This is a genomic window from Micromonospora sp. NPDC004540 (genome assembly GCF_040610095.1).
GTDB lineage: Bacteria > Actinomycetota > Actinomycetes > Mycobacteriales > Micromonosporaceae > Micromonospora.
Window position 1 is genome coordinate 82,338 of record NZ_JBEXLR010000012.1, and the last position, 15,427, is coordinate 97,764.

The following is a 15,427-nucleotide window of genomic DNA, read 5'->3' on the forward strand; positions in this document are numbered from 1 at the left end:
AAGGAGCAATCATGTGTTACGGACACGACGGGATGGCCGCGCTGCGGCGCTCCGTTGACCGGCGCAGCCTGCTGCGCGGCTCACTGGCCACCGTCGCCGGCGTCGGGCTCGCGGCGTCCGGCCTCGGCGCGACGGCCGCGTCGGCCACCATCCACCCCACGGGACGAAACCACGTACCCGCAGGCCTGATCAGCATCCAGCTGTGGACGGTGCGCGACGCCCTGTGGGGCTCGCCCGGCTACGACGCCACCCTCACCCACCTGGCCCGGATCGGGTATCCGCGCGTGGAGCTGGCGCTCGGCTACTTCGGCCGGACCGCCGCCCAACTGCGTCAGTTCCTCGACGGCATCGGCATCAAGGCCAGCTCCAGCCACGACGGGATCAGCGCGAACGCCGCCGAGCTGGAGCAGAAGATCCAGAACGCGGTCACCCTGGGCCAGCAGTTCATGGTGGTGCCGTACCTGTACTCCGAGAACGCGGACGAGTGGAAGCGCTGGGCGGAGCAGATGAACGTCGAGGCCGCCGCGGCGCGGGCCGCCGGCCTGCGCTACGGCTACCACAACCACGCCCACGAGTTCACCATCGACCTCGGCGGCGGGAAGCGGCCCTGGGACGTGCTGACCGCGGAGCTCGACCCGAAGCTCGTGCACCTGGAGGTCGACCTCTACTGGGCCGTCACCGGCGGCATCAACTCCGGCGACGGCGCCGCGGACCCCGAGGGCTTCACCCTCGACGTCATCCGCTCCGCACCGCAGCGCGTCCTGCAGTACCACGTGAAGGACCGGGACGCGTCCACCGGCGACATGGCCGACCTGGGCACCGGGACCATCGACTTCGCCCGGATCTTCCGGGAGCACTCGGTGCTCGAGTACATCGTCGAGAACGACACCCCCGACGTGACGCCGCAGCAGACGGCCGAGGTCGGCTACCGCTACCTGCGCAGGCTGCGGTTCTGAGGCGTCCTACCGCAATTCCGTCTCCAATATTGAATTAAGCGCCGATAACCACTCCCTCAGCGAGGGAGTGGTTATCGGCATGCAATAAAGCTGTCGCAGCGACGGAAATGCGGGTTCCTCCGGAATATTGACCCGCCGAAATGGATCTCGTAGGGTGCAGGGAACGTGGAAAGCGCTTTCTTGCCACCGTCCCCACCTAGGAGCGCGTGTATGAGACGCCAACGCACGCTACTGTTCGCCCTGCTCGCGGCCATCACACTCCTGTTGCCGACCGCGCCGGCGACCGCCGCCGAATCCGCGACCGCCACCAATTTCCGGGTGCTGGTCTTTTCCAAGGTCACGAACTTCTACCACGACTCCATCCCGGCCGGCGTCGCCGCCATTCGGCAACTCGGCGACCAACAAGGATTCGCCGTCGAGGCGACCACCGACGCGGGCGCGTTCACCGACGCCAACCTCGCCCGCTTCGACGCCCTCGTGTTCAACAACACCAACTCCACCCCGGCCTCCGGCGACCTCCTCGACGCCGACCAGCGGGCCGCGCTCCAGAAATTCATCCGTAACGGTGGCGGCTGGGTCGGCCTGCACGCCGCCTCGGCGAGCGAGCGGAACTGGACCTGGTACGAGGGACTGGTCGGAACCATCTTCGACCAGCACCCGGACTTCTCCGCCACGGGCGGCACCTTCCCCGGCCGGATCAAGGTCCTCGACCACGCCCACCCGTCCACGAAGGACCTGCCGGAGCTCTGGGAGCGCAGCGAGGAGTGGTACAACTGGCGGACCAACCCCACGGGCAAGGTCCACACGCTCGCCCAGATCAAGGTGCGCGACGGCATTCCCGGGCTCGACGAGGGCACCGACCACGCGTACTCGTGGTGCCAGAACTACGACGGTGGGCGCTCCTGGTTCACGGCCGGCGGGCACAGCTCCTCGTCGTTCCAGGAGCCGGCGTTCCTCGCGCACCTGCTCGGTGGCATCAAGTGGGCCGCCGGCGCCGCCCCCGGTGACTGCGGCGCCACCAGGACCACCAACTTCGAGCGGATCCCGCTGGTCAACCAGGACCTCTCCGACCCGTTCGAGCTGGCGGTCGCGCCGGACCGCCGGGTCTTCTACATCGAGCGCACCGGCGCCCTGAAGGTCGTCAACCAGGACACCCTCGCGGTCACCACGCTGCTGGACTTCGCCTACACGCCGGAGCAGACCAGCCAGTCCGACGGCCTGCTCGGCATGACACTGGACCGGCACTTCGCCGGCAACAACTGGCTCTACCTGCTCTGGTCCGACCGGGTGGAGAAGCAGCTGAACCTGTCCCGCTTCACCGTCGACGGCGACAGCGTCAGCCTCACCTCGGAGAAGCGCCTGCTCACCATCCCGACCTGGCGCGGTGAGGCGCGCGCCAACTCGCACATGGGCGGCTCGGTCACGATGGACCAGCAGGGCAACCTGTACGCCGCCATCGGTGACAACACCGACCCGTTCGAGTCCAGCGGCTTCACCCCGATCGACGAGCGGGCCGGCCGGCGCGCGTACGACGCCCAGGGCACCGCCGGCAACACCAACGACCTACGCGGCAAGATCCTGCGGATCAAGCCCCTGCCCAACGGAAAGTACGCCATTCCCGACGGCAACCTGTTCGCCCCGGGCACGGCCCGGACCAAGCCCGAGATCTACGCGATGGGCATGCGGAACCCGTTCCGCATCACCGTCGACTCCAAGACCAACGCGCTGCTGGTCGCCGACTACGGCCCCGACTCCCGGTCCGCCAACCCCAACCGGGGGCCGGAAGGGACCGTCGAGTTCAACCGGATCACCAGCGCCGGCAACTACGGCTGGCCCTACTGCATCGGCAACAACACCCCGTTCAACGACTACGACTTCGCCACGTCGACCTCCGGGCCGAAGTTCAACTGCGCCGCGCCGGTCAACGACTCCCCCAACAACACCGGCCTGACCAACCTCCCGGCGACCAAGCCGGCCCTGGTCTGGTACGCCTACTCGGCGTCCCCGCAGTTCCCCGAGCTGGGCACGGGCGGCGGCGGCCCCATGAGCGGACCCGTCTACGACTACGACCCGTCCAACAAGCGGCTGACCAAGTTCCCCCAGTACTTCGAGGGCAAGTGGATCGTCTACGAGCTGACCCGCCGGTGGTTCAAGACGCTGTCGATCCACGACACCGCGCAGACCTTCAGCGACCCCCGCTTCGGCCCCACGAAGGCCGGTGACCTGCAGTCCATCAACGGGATCCTCGGCAACATGTCCTGGATCCAGCCGTTCGAAGCGGAGTTCGGGCCGGACGGCTCCCTCTACGTCATCGACTTCGGCGAGGGCAGCGGCAGCGGCCGGGGCGGCAGCAACGAGGGCGCCGGCATCTACCGCATCGACTACGTCGCCAACAGCCGGCCACCGGTGGCCAAGCTGACCGTCGACAAGGACACCGGCCCGGCGCCCCTGACCGTCGCCTTCTCCAGCGCCGGCTCCAGCGGGCCCGACGGCACCGCCATCGAGTACGCCTGGGACTTCGACGGCAACGGCAGCGTCGACTCCACCGCCGCCAACCCCAGCCACACCTACAGCACACCCGGGCGCTACACCGCCCGACTCACCGTCACCGCCACCAACGGACAGACCGCCGTCGCCGTACAGGAGATCACGGCCGGCAACACCCGCCCGACGGTGACCCTCAGCGTCCCCGACGGAGCCTTCTTCGACTTCGGTGACCGCATCCCGTACACGGTCACGGTCACCGACCCGGAGGAGAACAGCACCGACTGCTCCAAGGTCGTCGTGCAGACCCAGCTCGGCCACGACTCACACGCCCACCCGCTGGACAACTACGTCGGCTGCACCGGGGTCGCGGTGACCGAGAGCAACGGCGGCGACGGGCACGGCCCGGGCCAGAACCTCTACACGCTGCTGTCGGCGCAATACACCGACGGCGGGGCGAACGGCGCACCGGAACTGGTCGGCTCGACCCGCGCGGAGCTACAGACCAAGAGCAAGGAGGCCGAGCACTTCGACGGCCAGAGCGGCATCCAGGTCCTCGACCGCGCGACCGCGAGCGCCGGCAAGCGCATCGGCGACATCGACCACGGAGAGTGGATCAACTTCGGCCCGGTCAACCTCCGCAACATCGACTCGGTCACCTTCGGCGTCGCCTCGGGCAGCAGCGGCGGCGACATCGAGGTCAGGGCCGACTCCCCCACCGGTCAGCTTCTCGGCCGGGCCACCATCGGCGGCACCGGCGGCTGGGACAACGTCGTCTCGCCCACCGTCGAACTCACCGACCCGGGCCGCACGACCACCCTCTACCTGGTCTTCGTCAACCCGAACCAGACCGGTGGCACCCCCGACCTGATGGCGCTGGACTGGCTGCGCTTCAACGGCGCCGGGGTACGCGAACAGACCGCGGCCACGATCTCGGCCTCGGCCACGCCCACCACGGGCACCGCGCCGCTGGCGGTCGCGTTCACCGGAACCGCCTCGCCGGCGCCCGGGCGCACCATCACCGATCACGTGTGGGACTTCGGTGACAACACGGCCGCCGTGCACGGGGCGTCGGCCAGTCACACGTACGCCCGCAAGGGCACCTACACGGCACGACTGACCGTCACCGACAGCGTCGGGGCGACCCTGTCCTCGACAGTGGTCGTGACGGTGAGCTGAGCCGCTGGCGGTGGTGGCGGGGTCGGAGGGCCTCGCCACCACCGCCGATCCTCCGTCGAATTTCGATCTGACTGGGAGAGACCATGAAATCCGACCTCACCCGCCCGTCCCACCGTCGATCGGGACGCGCGCGTCACCTGCTCGCCGCATCGCTCGCCGCGACCCTCCTGCCGTTCACACCGGCGTCGGCGGCCGCCGCCGAAGCGTCGACCGACGCGACCGCGCCCGTCACCACACCGGCGATCGCCGACAGCTGCCCCTGGGGCTACACCGCCTCGTCCACGGTGTTCTTCGGCCGGAACCGGGCCGACTCGGGCGTACCCAACCGCGACCTTGGCGACGGGTGCACGATCCTGGACGCCATCTGGGCCGCGGCGCCGTTCGCCGACCACGGCGCCTTCGTGAGCACCGTCAGCGGGCTGGCCAACGCCCTCCGGCAGGACGACGTCATCACGTCCGAGGAGAGCGCAAGCATCGTACGGGCGGCCGCCGGCTCCGAGATCGGCAGGTCGCAGCCGGCCCCCGGGACCCGCGCGCTGCCCGACGACCGGATCGGCCTCGTCCTCTACACGGTGCGGGCCACCATGCCGAACGCCCCCCAGGCCACCCTGGCCGCGCTCGCCGCCTGCGGCTACCGCAACGCGGAGCCCTCGGGCTCGGTGAACAACTTCTACGGCAAGCGGGCCGACGCGCTGGCGCCCCTGGTGGCCGACGCGGGTCTGGCGGTCCCGTCGATCGGGATCAGCCTCGGCGACCTCCAGAACAACCTCGCCGGCGTCATCGCCAACGCCAGGACGTTCGGCGCGAAGTACGTCCGGATCTCTGGTTCGGGCTCGTGGGGGCTCGAGGACTACTCCGAGGTCGCGGCGACCCTCAACGCGGTCGGCGCCGAGCTCAAGCAGGCGGGCATCACCGTCGCCTACCACAACCACGGGTTCGAGTTCACCACGCAGGAGGGCGGCGTGCGGGGCTACGACGTGCTGGTCCGCGAGACCGACCCGAACCTGGTGGCGATGGAGCTCGACCTGTACTGGGCGTCCAGCGTCGGCGCCGACCCGGTGGAGCTGATCAAGCAGTACCCGGGCCGGTTCTCGCTGTTCCACGTCAAGGACATGGCCGCCAACGGGTCGTTCGCCGACGTGGGCGAGGGCACCATCGACTTCGCTCGCATCTTCGCCTACAGCGAGATGGCCGGGGTCGACTACTACTTGACCGAGAACGACAGCCCGCGTCCGGACGGCGTCTCGTCGGCCTGCGACAGCTACGGCAGCCTCCGCGCCCTGCGCTACTGACATCTTCCACGAAGTCGCCCGCTCCGGCCGAACCGCTGTGTCGGCCGGAGCGGGCGATCTTCTGACTACCGAGATGCGGGCCGGTGCTCCGCCCTTCACGGCGGGGGCCAACAACTGCTGGCTCGTTGGTGGTCAGGAGTGCTCAAGGGTTAGCTATGGTGACGGTGTGAATTTGAAGGAATGGGCAGCGGCCACTGGCATCTCGTATGCAACCGCGCGGCGGCGGTACGAGTCTGGAACGCTGCCCGTTCCCGCTTACCGGCTGGGCCGGCTGATCATGGTGGGTGAACCGCTGACCGGCGCGGCCTCGGACGCCGGGCAGGTTGTGGTGTACGCCGGGGTGTCCTCGGCTGATCAGCGGCCGGACTTGGATCGGCAGGTGGCCCGGGTGACGGTGTGGGCCACGGGTCAGGGACTTGCCGTGGACCGGGTGGTGACCGAGGTCGGTTCAGCGCTCGACGGGGAACGTAAGAAGTTGCTCTCTCTGTTGCGTGACCCGGGCGTTTGGACGATCGTGGTGGAGCGCCGGGATCGGTTCGCTCGGTTCGGAGCCGAGTATGTCGAGGCTGCGCTGTCCGCGCAGGGCCGCCGGCTGTTGGTGGTGGACCCGTCCGGGGTCGTCGACGACCTGGTGGCGATGTGAGGGAGATCCTGACGTCGCTGTGCGTCCGCCTGTACGGGCGCCGCGCCGCTGCGGACCGTGTGCGCCGGGCGGTCGAGGCGGCCACCGAGGATCCGACGTGAGGACGATTCAGGCGTACCGGTTCGCCTTGGACCTCACCCCGGGTCAGGAACGCGCGGTGAACGCGCACGTGGGGGCTGCGCGGGTCGCGCACAACTGGGCGCTGGCCCGGGTCAAGGCGGTCATGGACCAGCGTGCGGCGGAGCGCTCCTATGGTGTGCCCGATGAGCTGTTGACGCCGTCGCTGCCGTGGTCGCTGGCCGGGCTGCGCAAGGCGTGGAACGCCGCGAAGGCCGAGGCGGCGCCGTGGTGGGGCGAGGTGTCCAAAGAGGCGTTCAACACCGGCCTGGACGCTCTCGCCCGCGGTCTGAAGAACTGGGCTGACTCCCGTAAGGGCGGGCGGGCCGGTAGGCCGGTCGGTTTCCCCCGCTTCAAGTCGCGCCGCCGTGCCACACCGTCGGTGCGGTTCACCACCGGCGCGATCCGCGTCGAGCCCGACCGCAGGCACGTGGTGCTGCCGAGGCTGGGCCGGTTGAAGCTGCACGAATCCGCCCGTAAGCTCGCCCGCCGTGTCGATGACGGCACCGCGCGGATCATGTCCGCCACCGTGCGCCGCGACGGCGGACGCTGGCATGTCTCGTTCACCGTTGAGGTGCAGCGGCCCGAACGGCAACCGGCCCGGCCCGGCTCGGTGGTGGGTGTGGATGTCGGGATCAAGCACCTTGCGGTGTTGTCCACCGGCGAGCTGGTCGACAACCCGCGCCACCTCATCGCCGCGCAGGCCCGACTGCGGGCGCTCGGTCGGGCCTGCTCGCGAAAGTCCGGGCCCGACCGGCGCACCGGCTGCCGCCCCTCGAACCGCTGGCAGCGCGCCTCGAACCGACTTGGCCGTGCCCACGCTCGAGTCGCGAACCTGCGCCGCGACGGGCTGCACAAGCTCACCACCAGGCTGGCACACGAACACGGCAGCATCGTTGTCGAAGACCTGAACGTCGCCGGCATGCTCCGCAACCGCCGGCTGGCCCGGCACATCGCTGATGCCGGCTTCGCCGAGATCCGCCGTCAGCTGGCATACAAGACCGGGTGGAACGGCGGCCGGCTGCTCGTGGCCGACCGCTGGTATCCGTCCTCGAAAACCTGCTCGGGTTGCGGCGCGGTGAAAGCCAAGCTCGCCCTGCACGAGCGTGAGTACAAATGTGAGGCGTGCGGGCTGGTCATCGACCGTGACCGCAACGCCGCACGCAACCTGGCCGCCCTGGCGGCCGAGTTCAACACCGCCGGGAGTGGCTCGGTGGCAGCACGTGGAGCCGACCAGAAGACCCGCGCACGCGGGCAGGTGGCTGTGAAGCGTGAACCCGGCACGGCATCCGCCGGCAAGACCGGGACCGTCCCCACCGCAAGGCGGGGCGACCGATCGTGTGCCCACTAAAGCGCACCGAAAGGTAACGGCTAATGGCATTCACGTGCACACTCCAGTGCTCGACCAGCGCGGCCAGCCGGTTCGGCCACGGACGCGGAGACCCAGGTGGCGCAGGCCGAACCCCGACGCGATGTCACCCTGCAGCACTCTGACGTCTACCGCGGGCCTCGCCGGGGCTGAGAAGGCGCTCATGCCGACTCTCCTGGCGTCGTTCCGGCCAGAGGGGCGTCGGGGCAAGCGGGCGGTCGGAGAGCGTGTGCGTGCACCGACCAGGCGAGGGGAAGTGCGGCCAGGACCACTGCCTGGATCGCGAGCAACGCCGCGACGATGCCCCAACGGTCTGCCACCAGGCCGACCCCCACGGCGACGAGCGCGTACAGCACGCTGCCGAGCAGCGACCCGAGCGAACCCATCGTCGCGCGTTCCCGATCGGTGAACTCGCGCTGCAGCAACGTCTGCTGGGCGATTGTCGACATGCCGTAGGCCGGTGACCCAAGCAGCACGGGCGAAAGTACCGTCGGCTTGACCAGTGCCACGAAGTTCGCCAGGTTGTCGAACACCTCACCGAACAGCAGAGTGCGGGCCGCGCCAACTCGGCCGATCACCCAACCACTGACGCGGAAGCCGATGAAGGCCACGCCATGGCCGAAGGTGCGCCACACGCCCAGCGCCCAGAGCGGCCACAGCCCTGCCACGAAGACAGGCGACAACTGAGCCGCGCTTTCGCTGCTGTAACGAAGCGCCGACACCAGAGTCATCCGGCGGAGAACCGGATTACGGCGGATGCCGCGCAGGGCCGATCCGAGATGCACCAGCACGTTCGATTCCAGCGGGCCGTGCACCCGCGGTTCCCGGACCCGCAAGGCGACGAGCACGCACAGGACCTGCGGCACGACCGACAGCACGACCACCGCACGCAGCGACCACGCGCCGGCGACCACGCCACCGATGGCTGCCGCCAGCGCGAGCGCGAGCTGGAACATCGAGTTCACACGGCCCGAGTGCCGGGGGAACTCCTCCTCCCGGTCGGCTCCGAGCAGAGTGTCGTACAGAAGCGCGTCGTTGTTGCCGCTCCACAGTGAGGCCGCCGCTCCCTCCAGAACAACAGCTGCCGCGAGGAGGCCGTAGCCGGAAGCTCCGGCGTACCCGAGGTGGGCGGCCACCATGACGACGGAACCGGCGATCATCGTGCCGCGACGCCCGAGCCGGTCGGAGAGCACGCCGGTGGGGACTTCGAACGCCGCGGAGGACAACATCTTCAGCGCCAGCAGGCTTGCGGCGGCTGTGTACGAGCCGGTGACCTGCGCAAAGTAGATGACCATGATTGGCCCGTACATGCGGAAGTCGCCGAGAAAGTTGAACCAGCCCAGCAGGCGAACGTTGCGGCTGACGGTCTCGTCAGCAAGGTTTGGAGCAGCCGGAGCTGACCTGAGCCGTCGGGCTCTCCTGCCGAACGGGGAAGTGATCAGGCGTTGGAGTAAGAGAAGGACAGGGTGGATCGAGGAACGACGAGCGGACACAGCAGAGCTCCGGAAAGGCGAACGGAGACGCCGAAAAGCGCCAAGGGCCGGTGACACGTGTCACCTCGCCCCGGCGACCGGGATGTGGGCTGAGTTCGCTACACGAGCGGCGTTACGAGCCTGCGACTGCGGTTGCCAAGGGGCGAATGGAAGCTCCGGCCGACAACTTAGACATCAGTGCTCCTCAAATCCCAGGCGGACGGTTCCGCAATAGCTCGAACTCTAGCGACTCAAGATCTACGTGTCCGTCGAGTTATTGACCTGCATCAGCTGGCTCCGCCTGGACGAACGTCCTCACCCACCGGCCACGACTCACGGTCATCCGGTCGCATGGAGGACCAGTGGCGAGCCCTACCGCTGCTGGTCGCCCTGCGCCTGGTGGGGCCAGGCCTGCGGCGCAGGCCCGTACTGCGGCGCAGGCCCGTACTGCGGCGCGGCGGGAGGGTACGGCGGATACTGCGGCGGTCCGGCCTGCGGGTAGGGCGGGTAGGCCAGGTGGGGCTGCCGCCCGGGGCCCGGCTGCAGGGCCGCGACCTGCTCGGCGAAGCGGTCGTGCGCGCGGCGGACGTGCACGGTGCTGCCGTCGTTGGACACGTGTCCGGAGGCGATCGGACCGCTGCCGGCGGTGCTGGCCACACCGAGCCCCGCGATGAGCAGCAACACGAAGACCAGCACGATGGGGCCGGCGGTCGAGTCGTTCGGCGCCAACAGGGCGGACAGCGCCACCACGCCGACGACCGCGAGCACCACCAGGCCGACGCCGATGAGCAGGCGGCGGGTGCGCAACCTGCCGCAGTCGGCGCAGAAGGGCCAGGTCGGGGCCTTGACGCGCTTCTGCAGCACGGCGGCGACGATGGCGAACGGCAGCACTCCGAACAGGAGCAGGACGTAGGTCCACTTCGGCGTGTAGGACCGGAACACAGTCTTGCGCCGGCGGGTCGCGGGCTGACCGTGACGGGCACATACCTCGGGTACGGCCCCGGCGGTGACCGCCTGGGCGGGGAGATCGACTGTCATGGCGTCTCCATCGGAAGGGTCTGCGGCGTGGGCGGCGGCGACGCGGGCTGTACCCGGAATCGGCGCCGGCCAATCGCCGGTCGAACCAACCTCCGCCCTGCGCTACCTGGCATCTCCAGGCACGGGTTCGCCCGCTCGGCCGACGCATCGTCGGCCCGGAGCGGGCGAACCCGTGTCTACGCGACCTGGCCCTTGTTCATTCAGGCCCGCCACCCGGACACTGGTCATCGCCCGTACCGTCCACAGTCCTCGACCCGTCCGAGTCGTACCCGCCCACTGCGCGAGGGAAGCCATGACCGCAGAGGTCCACCCCACCGAGAGTCAAGGCCCGACGCCCGGCGCCGGCGGGCCGGCCGGTCTGCCCGTCGAGCTCAACGGCATCAACGTGATCGCGGAGGAGGAACGCAAAGGCCGACCCCGCGACCTGTTCTGGCCATGGTGTGCCGCGAACATCGCCGTCCTGGGCATCAGCTACGGCTCATTCTTCCTCGGCTTCGGCGTCTCCTTCTGGCAGGCGACGTTCGCCGGGGTGCTCGGGACCGTCGTCTCGTTCCTGCTCGTGGGCTTCGTGTCGCTGGCCGGCAAGCGCGGCTCGGCGCCCACGATGATCCTCAGCCGGGCCCCGTTCGGCGTACGCGGCAACGCGTTGCCGGCGGCCATCAGCTACGTGCTGCTCGTCGGCTGGGAGACCGTGCTCTGCGCCCTAGCCACGCTGGCCACGGCGACCGTCTTCGACCGGCTGGGCTGGGGCAGCGGCAACCTCACCAAGGTCGTCGCGTTCCTCGTCGTGGCCCTGATCGTCGTGCTCGCCGGGGTCCTCGGCTTCGACGCCATCATGCGCCTGCAAGGCATCATCACCATCGCCACCGCGGTCCTGACTGTCGGCTACCTCGCGCTGACCGCCGATCACGTCTCCTGGGCCACAGTGTCGTCGGTGCCGAGCGGGTCCGTCGAGGCGTTCATCGGCACTCTCATCTTCGCGATGACCGGCTTCGGCCTCGGCTGGGTCAACTCCGGCGCCGACTACGCCCGCTACCTGCCGCGCGGCGCGTCGAGCCGGGGCGTCGTCGGCTGGACCACGTTCGGGGCGAGCGTGGCGCCCGTGGTCCTGGTGGTCTACGGCCTGCTGCTCGCTGCCTCCGACCAGCAGCTCAGCAGCGCGATCGCCGCCGACCCGATCGGCGCCCTGACGGCGCTCGTCCCTACCTGGTACCTCGTACCGTTCGCGATCGTCGCCATCCTCGGCCTCATCGGCGGCGCGGTCCTGGACATCTACTCCTCGGGCCTGGCGCTGCTCACCCTCGGGCTGCGTGCGCCGAGGTGGGTGGCGGCGGGCATCGACGGTGTCCTGATGATCCTCGGCACCATCTACGTCGTCTGGATCGCCAGCAGCTTCATCGGTCCGTTCCAGGGCTTCCTCATCACCCTCGGCGTGCCGATCGCCGGCTGGTGCGGCGTGTTCCTCGCGGACCTCGCGCTGCGCAGGCAGGCGTACGCGGAGGCGGACCTCTACCGGCCCGATGGCCGATACGGCTCGATCGGCGTGGCAGCGGTCGGGCTCGTCGTCGCCGGCACCGCCGTCGGCTGGGGCCTGGTGACGAACAGCTTGGCCTCGTGGCTGTCCTGGCAGGGCTACCTGCTCTCGGCGACGGGCCTCGGCGGTAGGACCGGCGACTGGGCGTACGCGAACCTCGGGGTGGCGGTTTCGTTCGCCATCGGCTTCCTCGGCTACCTGCTGCTCGGCCGGCGCCGCGTCCGCGACCAGGAACGCACCGCGTGATCCGGGCAATCCCGGAATAATGCCCGTTGTCCCACGGACTTGGAAGGATGGGCCATGAAGCTCGGCCTGCACTACTGGAATTTCTCCACGCCTGCCGACCCGTCGGAGATGGCCGGGGCGCTGGCGGAGACCGCCCGGATCGCGGAGCAGGCCGGGATCTCCGCCTTCACCGTCATGGACCACTACTTCCAGATGGAGTTCACGACGGCGGCCGAGGAGCCGATGCTCGAGGCCTACACCACCCTGGGCTACGTGGCGGCCAAGACCGAGCGGATGACGCTCGGTGTCCTGGTCACCGGGGTGATGTATCGCTATCCGGGCCTGCTCGCCAAGATCGTCACCACGCTCGACGTGCTCTCCGGCGGGCGGGCCCGGCTCGGCATCGGCTCCTCCTGGTACGACCGTGAGCAGCGCGGCCTCGGCGTACCGGTCGTCCCGGTCAGCGAACGCTTCGAGCGGCTCGAGGAGACGTTGCAGATCTGCCTGCAGATGTGGAGCGACAACAACGGCCGCTTCGACGGCAAGCACTACCAGCTGGCCGAGACGCTGAACGTGCCGGCGCCGATCAGCCGACCACACCCCCCGATCATGATCGGCGGCGGCGGTGAGAAGAAGACTCTCCGGCTCGTGGCCCGCTACGCCGACGCCTGCAACCTGTTCGGCAACATCCCGGCGGAGGTCGCGCACAAGCTCGACGTGCTGCGGGAACACTGCGCCGCCGAGGGCCGGGACTACGGCAGCATCGACAAGACCGTGCTGGTCATGCGGCCGCCGCTGCCCGACGTCGACGCGTTCGTGGCCGAGGTGGCCGAGTACGCGGCGCTCGGCGTCACCGAGGTGCAGACGATGCCCGACCGCCACCCGCTGGAGTTCGCGCAGGAACTGGCCGAGCAGCGGATCGCGGCGCGACTCACCGAACTCGCCTGATCCACTACTGACTCGGCCGCCTGCGAACCGTAGGACCGGCGGCCGGGGCCTCGTGCGACCCGGAAGCGCAGGTGGGTCACGGTTCCGGTGACCGGCTTTCCTGGCTCTTCACAACTTGGGGTGTAGTTGGGGACCGAAATGCGCCGGGGGCCCGTCAGTGATCGGCGCCGGCTCGATGCTGGCGGCGGCGCGTTATGCCGGATGGGGGCCGTCGGCGATGATGTCGGCGTGGAGTATGTGTCCAGGGCGCCCAGTCCGCCGCTGGACGGGCTGATCGACGACCTCTACTACCTGGAGGGCGCCCCGCCGTACTCCCGCTTGATGCTGCCGGCGGCGCCTGCGCCATTGCTCATCGTCAACCTCGGGGCGCCGTTTCTCATCCGCGCAGGCACCGACGTAGAAGCCGTGGAGTACGCCGACGGCTGCGCGGTCACCACGCCCACCCGCGCGTGGGAGTTCAGCTACCCAACCCCGACCCGGTCCGTCGGCGTCCACTTCAAGCCGTGGGGGCTGGCACCGTTCCTTCCGATGCCCGCGGCCGAGCTGTGCGACCGACCGGCGACGGTCGAGCAGATCTGGGGCCAGCCCGCTATCGCTGAGTTGCGACGCCGACTGACCTTGGCAGACGCACCGCACAAGATGCTGATCTTGCTCGAAGAGGAACTGGTGCGACGGCTGCGGGCGATCGACGGTCTTGACCTGGTCCGCCAAGTGAGCAGCGCCATCGCGGCGACAGGCGGGACAGTGCCAATCAGCGACATCGGTGTGGCGGCCCGCGCCAGCAGCACGTACTTGGCGAAGCGGTTCAAGACCGTCGTCGGTGTCACGCCGAAACGGCTGGCTCGCAGCTACCGCTTCACCTCCACTGTGTTGGCGATCGACGTCGCTGCACCGATCGACTGGGGAGACGTTGCCGCCGACGCGGGCTACTTCGACCAGGCCCATTTCGTGCGCGAGTTCCGGGAGTTCACCGGTCTCACGCCGACCAGGTACGTCGAAGTCCGGCGGCGATTCCTGCGCGACCATCCTGGCCACGCACTGGACGGCTGGCCGCTGCCAGCCGATTGATTTCGTACAAGAGCGACAGCTCACGCCGCACAAGACTGGGGACTCCCAACAGAGGAGGAACCCATGGGCAAAGTGGTCATGAACGCGTCGGTTTCGGTGGATGGTTTCATCGCAGCTGAGAACGACGATCCCGGTCCGATATTCGAGTGGCTGGTCAGCGGTGACGTGCCGTTGGACGACGGTGGCGTTCTGAAGGTGTCGCAGGCGTCCTACGACCACATCCGGCCGTACTGGGACGAGATCGGTGTGACGATCGCCGGCCGTCACGTCTTTGACATCACAGACGGCTGGGATGGGACGCCTCCGAGTGGGATCGACCATGTGGTCGTCGTGAGTCACCGTGGTGCGCCCGAGGGCTGGGACCCCCAGGCGCCCTTCCACTTTGTCGACGGCATCGAGGCAGCCGTGGCCAAGGCGCGAGAGCTTGCGGGTGACCGCACTGTCGAGGTGGCCGCCGGCGACGTCGGCGGCCAGATGCTCGCCGCAGGTTTGGTCGACGAGGTACGCATGGACGTCGCACCCGTCGTGCTCGCCTCCGGCAAGCGCTACTTCGGGTCCGTCGACGCGCAGCACCTGCTGGAAGGCCCAGACGTAGTTGTTCAGGGCAACCGGGTGCTTCACCTGCGCTATCGGGTGCGCCGATGACCGATCTGAGTGGGTACGCGAAGAAGTCCGCTGCGACGGTGACACGAGATCGGGCCTCCGGCTGCGTTTGTGCATCGCTGCCCCGGCATGGAAGTCGTGGTCTTCCAGATTGGCACACCTCCACGACCTTGCCCATCGCTGACCTCCGCCACACTCGCAGCACAGCCGTCGGGCGCCGTCAGGAGGTAGTCGGAGCCGACGCGGCGGTCTCGACATCGGCGCTCGAAATCGGGGGCCGCCCTCTTGCGGCGCTGCCCTCCGCCACACCCGTCCGGCGCCGTTCGCCGCCGCCCACCCGAGCTGGGTGGCCGACTCCGAGCCGGCGGCGCCCGCCCCTGTAGGCGCCTGCTCCGCCGGCCGTCACGGATTGAGGGGCACGGGGCGGGCCGGACGAACTGGTGGGGCCCGGCCCCCCGGGGCGCGGGGCGGCCCGCCCGTACCGCTGGGGGCCGCCACC

At 69.3% G+C, this 15,427-nt stretch carries 10 protein-coding genes and 1 pseudogene; 9 read left to right on the plus strand and 2 right to left on the minus strand.

Translation table 11 applies throughout. The features are described from left to right. Positions 1–11: 11 nt before the first annotated feature. The 5 genes and pseudogenes from ABZV78_RS06775 to tnpB all read left to right on the plus strand — a co-directional run bounded on the left by ABZV78_RS06775 (position 12) and on the right by tnpB (position 8,022). Positions 12–956 carry a sugar phosphate isomerase/epimerase gene (locus tag ABZV78_RS06775; RefSeq protein WP_355635991.1) on the plus strand — a complete coding sequence of 315 codons (945 nt, stop codon included), beginning with the start codon at positions 12–14 and terminating at the stop codon, positions 954–956. Positions 957–1,166: 210 nt separating this feature from the next. Beyond that, on the plus strand, positions 1,167–4,619 hold the full coding sequence (locus ABZV78_RS06780) for a ThuA domain-containing protein (RefSeq protein ID WP_355635993.1): 3,453 nt from the start codon (positions 1,167–1,169) through the stop codon (positions 4,617–4,619). An 83-nt stretch (positions 4,620–4,702) separates the two neighbouring features. Next, positions 4,703–5,911: a sugar phosphate isomerase/epimerase gene (locus tag ABZV78_RS06785; RefSeq protein ID WP_355635995.1), complete on the plus strand. Its 1,209-nt coding sequence runs from the start codon at positions 4,703–4,705 to the stop codon at positions 5,909–5,911. Between the two features lie 166 nt (positions 5,912–6,077). Beyond that, positions 6,078–6,655: pseudogene (locus tag ABZV78_RS06790) on the plus strand (IS607 family transposase). Beyond that, a complete protein-coding gene (tnpB, locus tag ABZV78_RS06795) occupies positions 6,652–8,022 on the plus strand; it encodes an IS607 family element RNA-guided endonuclease TnpB (RefSeq protein WP_355635997.1) in 1,371 nt (456 codons plus the stop codon). The pseudogene ABZV78_RS06790 and the gene tnpB overlap by 4 nt, the downstream one beginning before the upstream one ends. Positions 8,023–8,201: 179 nt before the next feature. Here the strand turns inward: tnpB and ABZV78_RS06800 are convergent, their stop codons facing one another. Both ABZV78_RS06800 and ABZV78_RS06805 read right to left on the minus strand, forming a co-directional pair. Next, positions 8,202–9,590, minus strand: coding sequence for an MFS transporter (locus ABZV78_RS06800; protein ID WP_355635999.1), 1,389 nt, complete (start codon positions 9,588–9,590; stop codon positions 8,202–8,204). Positions 9,591–9,884: 294 nt separating this feature from the next. Continuing rightward, positions 9,885–10,550 (minus strand): hypothetical protein, encoded by a 666-nt coding sequence (locus tag ABZV78_RS06805; protein ID WP_355636001.1) that lies wholly within the window; start codon positions 10,548–10,550, stop codon positions 9,885–9,887. Positions 10,551–10,842: 292 nt separating this feature from the next. On the opposite strand from ABZV78_RS06805, the gene ABZV78_RS06810 reads away from it, so the two are divergent. From ABZV78_RS06810 to ABZV78_RS06825, 4 genes are all read left to right on the plus strand, one after another. Next, the gene (locus tag ABZV78_RS06810) at positions 10,843–12,330 is read left to right on the plus strand and encodes a cytosine permease (protein WP_355636003.1); all 1,488 of its coding nucleotides are present in this window, start codon (positions 10,843–10,845) and stop codon (positions 12,328–12,330) included. Positions 12,331–12,384: 54 nt separating this feature from the next. After that, a complete protein-coding gene (locus ABZV78_RS06815) occupies positions 12,385–13,257 on the plus strand; it encodes an LLM class F420-dependent oxidoreductase (RefSeq protein ID WP_355636005.1) in 873 nt (290 codons plus the stop codon). Positions 13,258–13,485: 228 nt separating this feature from the next. After that, positions 13,486–14,325, plus strand: a complete 840-nt coding sequence (locus tag ABZV78_RS06820; protein WP_355636007.1) for a helix-turn-helix domain-containing protein — start codon at positions 13,486–13,488, stop codon at positions 14,323–14,325. A 63-nt stretch (positions 14,326–14,388) separates the two neighbouring features. Beyond that, the gene (locus ABZV78_RS06825) at positions 14,389–14,970 is read left to right on the plus strand and encodes a dihydrofolate reductase family protein (RefSeq protein ID WP_355636009.1); all 582 of its coding nucleotides are present in this window, start codon (positions 14,389–14,391) and stop codon (positions 14,968–14,970) included. Positions 14,971–15,427: the final 457 nt, after the last annotated feature.

Bases quoted from the DNA above. Each gene is read 5' to 3' on its own strand.
- ABZV78_RS06805 (WP_355636001.1), bottom strand. From the start codon at position 10,550: ATGACAGTCGATCTCCCCGCCCAGGCGGTCACCGCCGGGGCCGTACCC.
- ABZV78_RS06780 (WP_355635993.1), top strand. From the start codon at position 1,167: ATGAGACGCCAACGCACGCTACTGTTCGCCCTGCTCGCGGCCATCACA.
- ABZV78_RS06815 (WP_355636005.1), top strand. From the start codon at position 12,385: ATGAAGCTCGGCCTGCACTACTGGAATTTCTCCACGCCTGCCGACCCG.
- ABZV78_RS06785 (WP_355635995.1), top strand. From the start codon at position 4,703: ATGAAATCCGACCTCACCCGCCCGTCCCACCGTCGATCGGGACGCGCG.
- ABZV78_RS06775 (WP_355635991.1), top strand. From the start codon at position 12: ATGTGTTACGGACACGACGGGATGGCCGCGCTGCGGCGCTCCGTTGAC.
- ABZV78_RS06810 (WP_355636003.1), top strand. From the start codon at position 10,843: ATGACCGCAGAGGTCCACCCCACCGAGAGTCAAGGCCCGACGCCCGGC.
- ABZV78_RS06825 (WP_355636009.1), top strand. From the start codon at position 14,389: ATGGGCAAAGTGGTCATGAACGCGTCGGTTTCGGTGGATGGTTTCATC.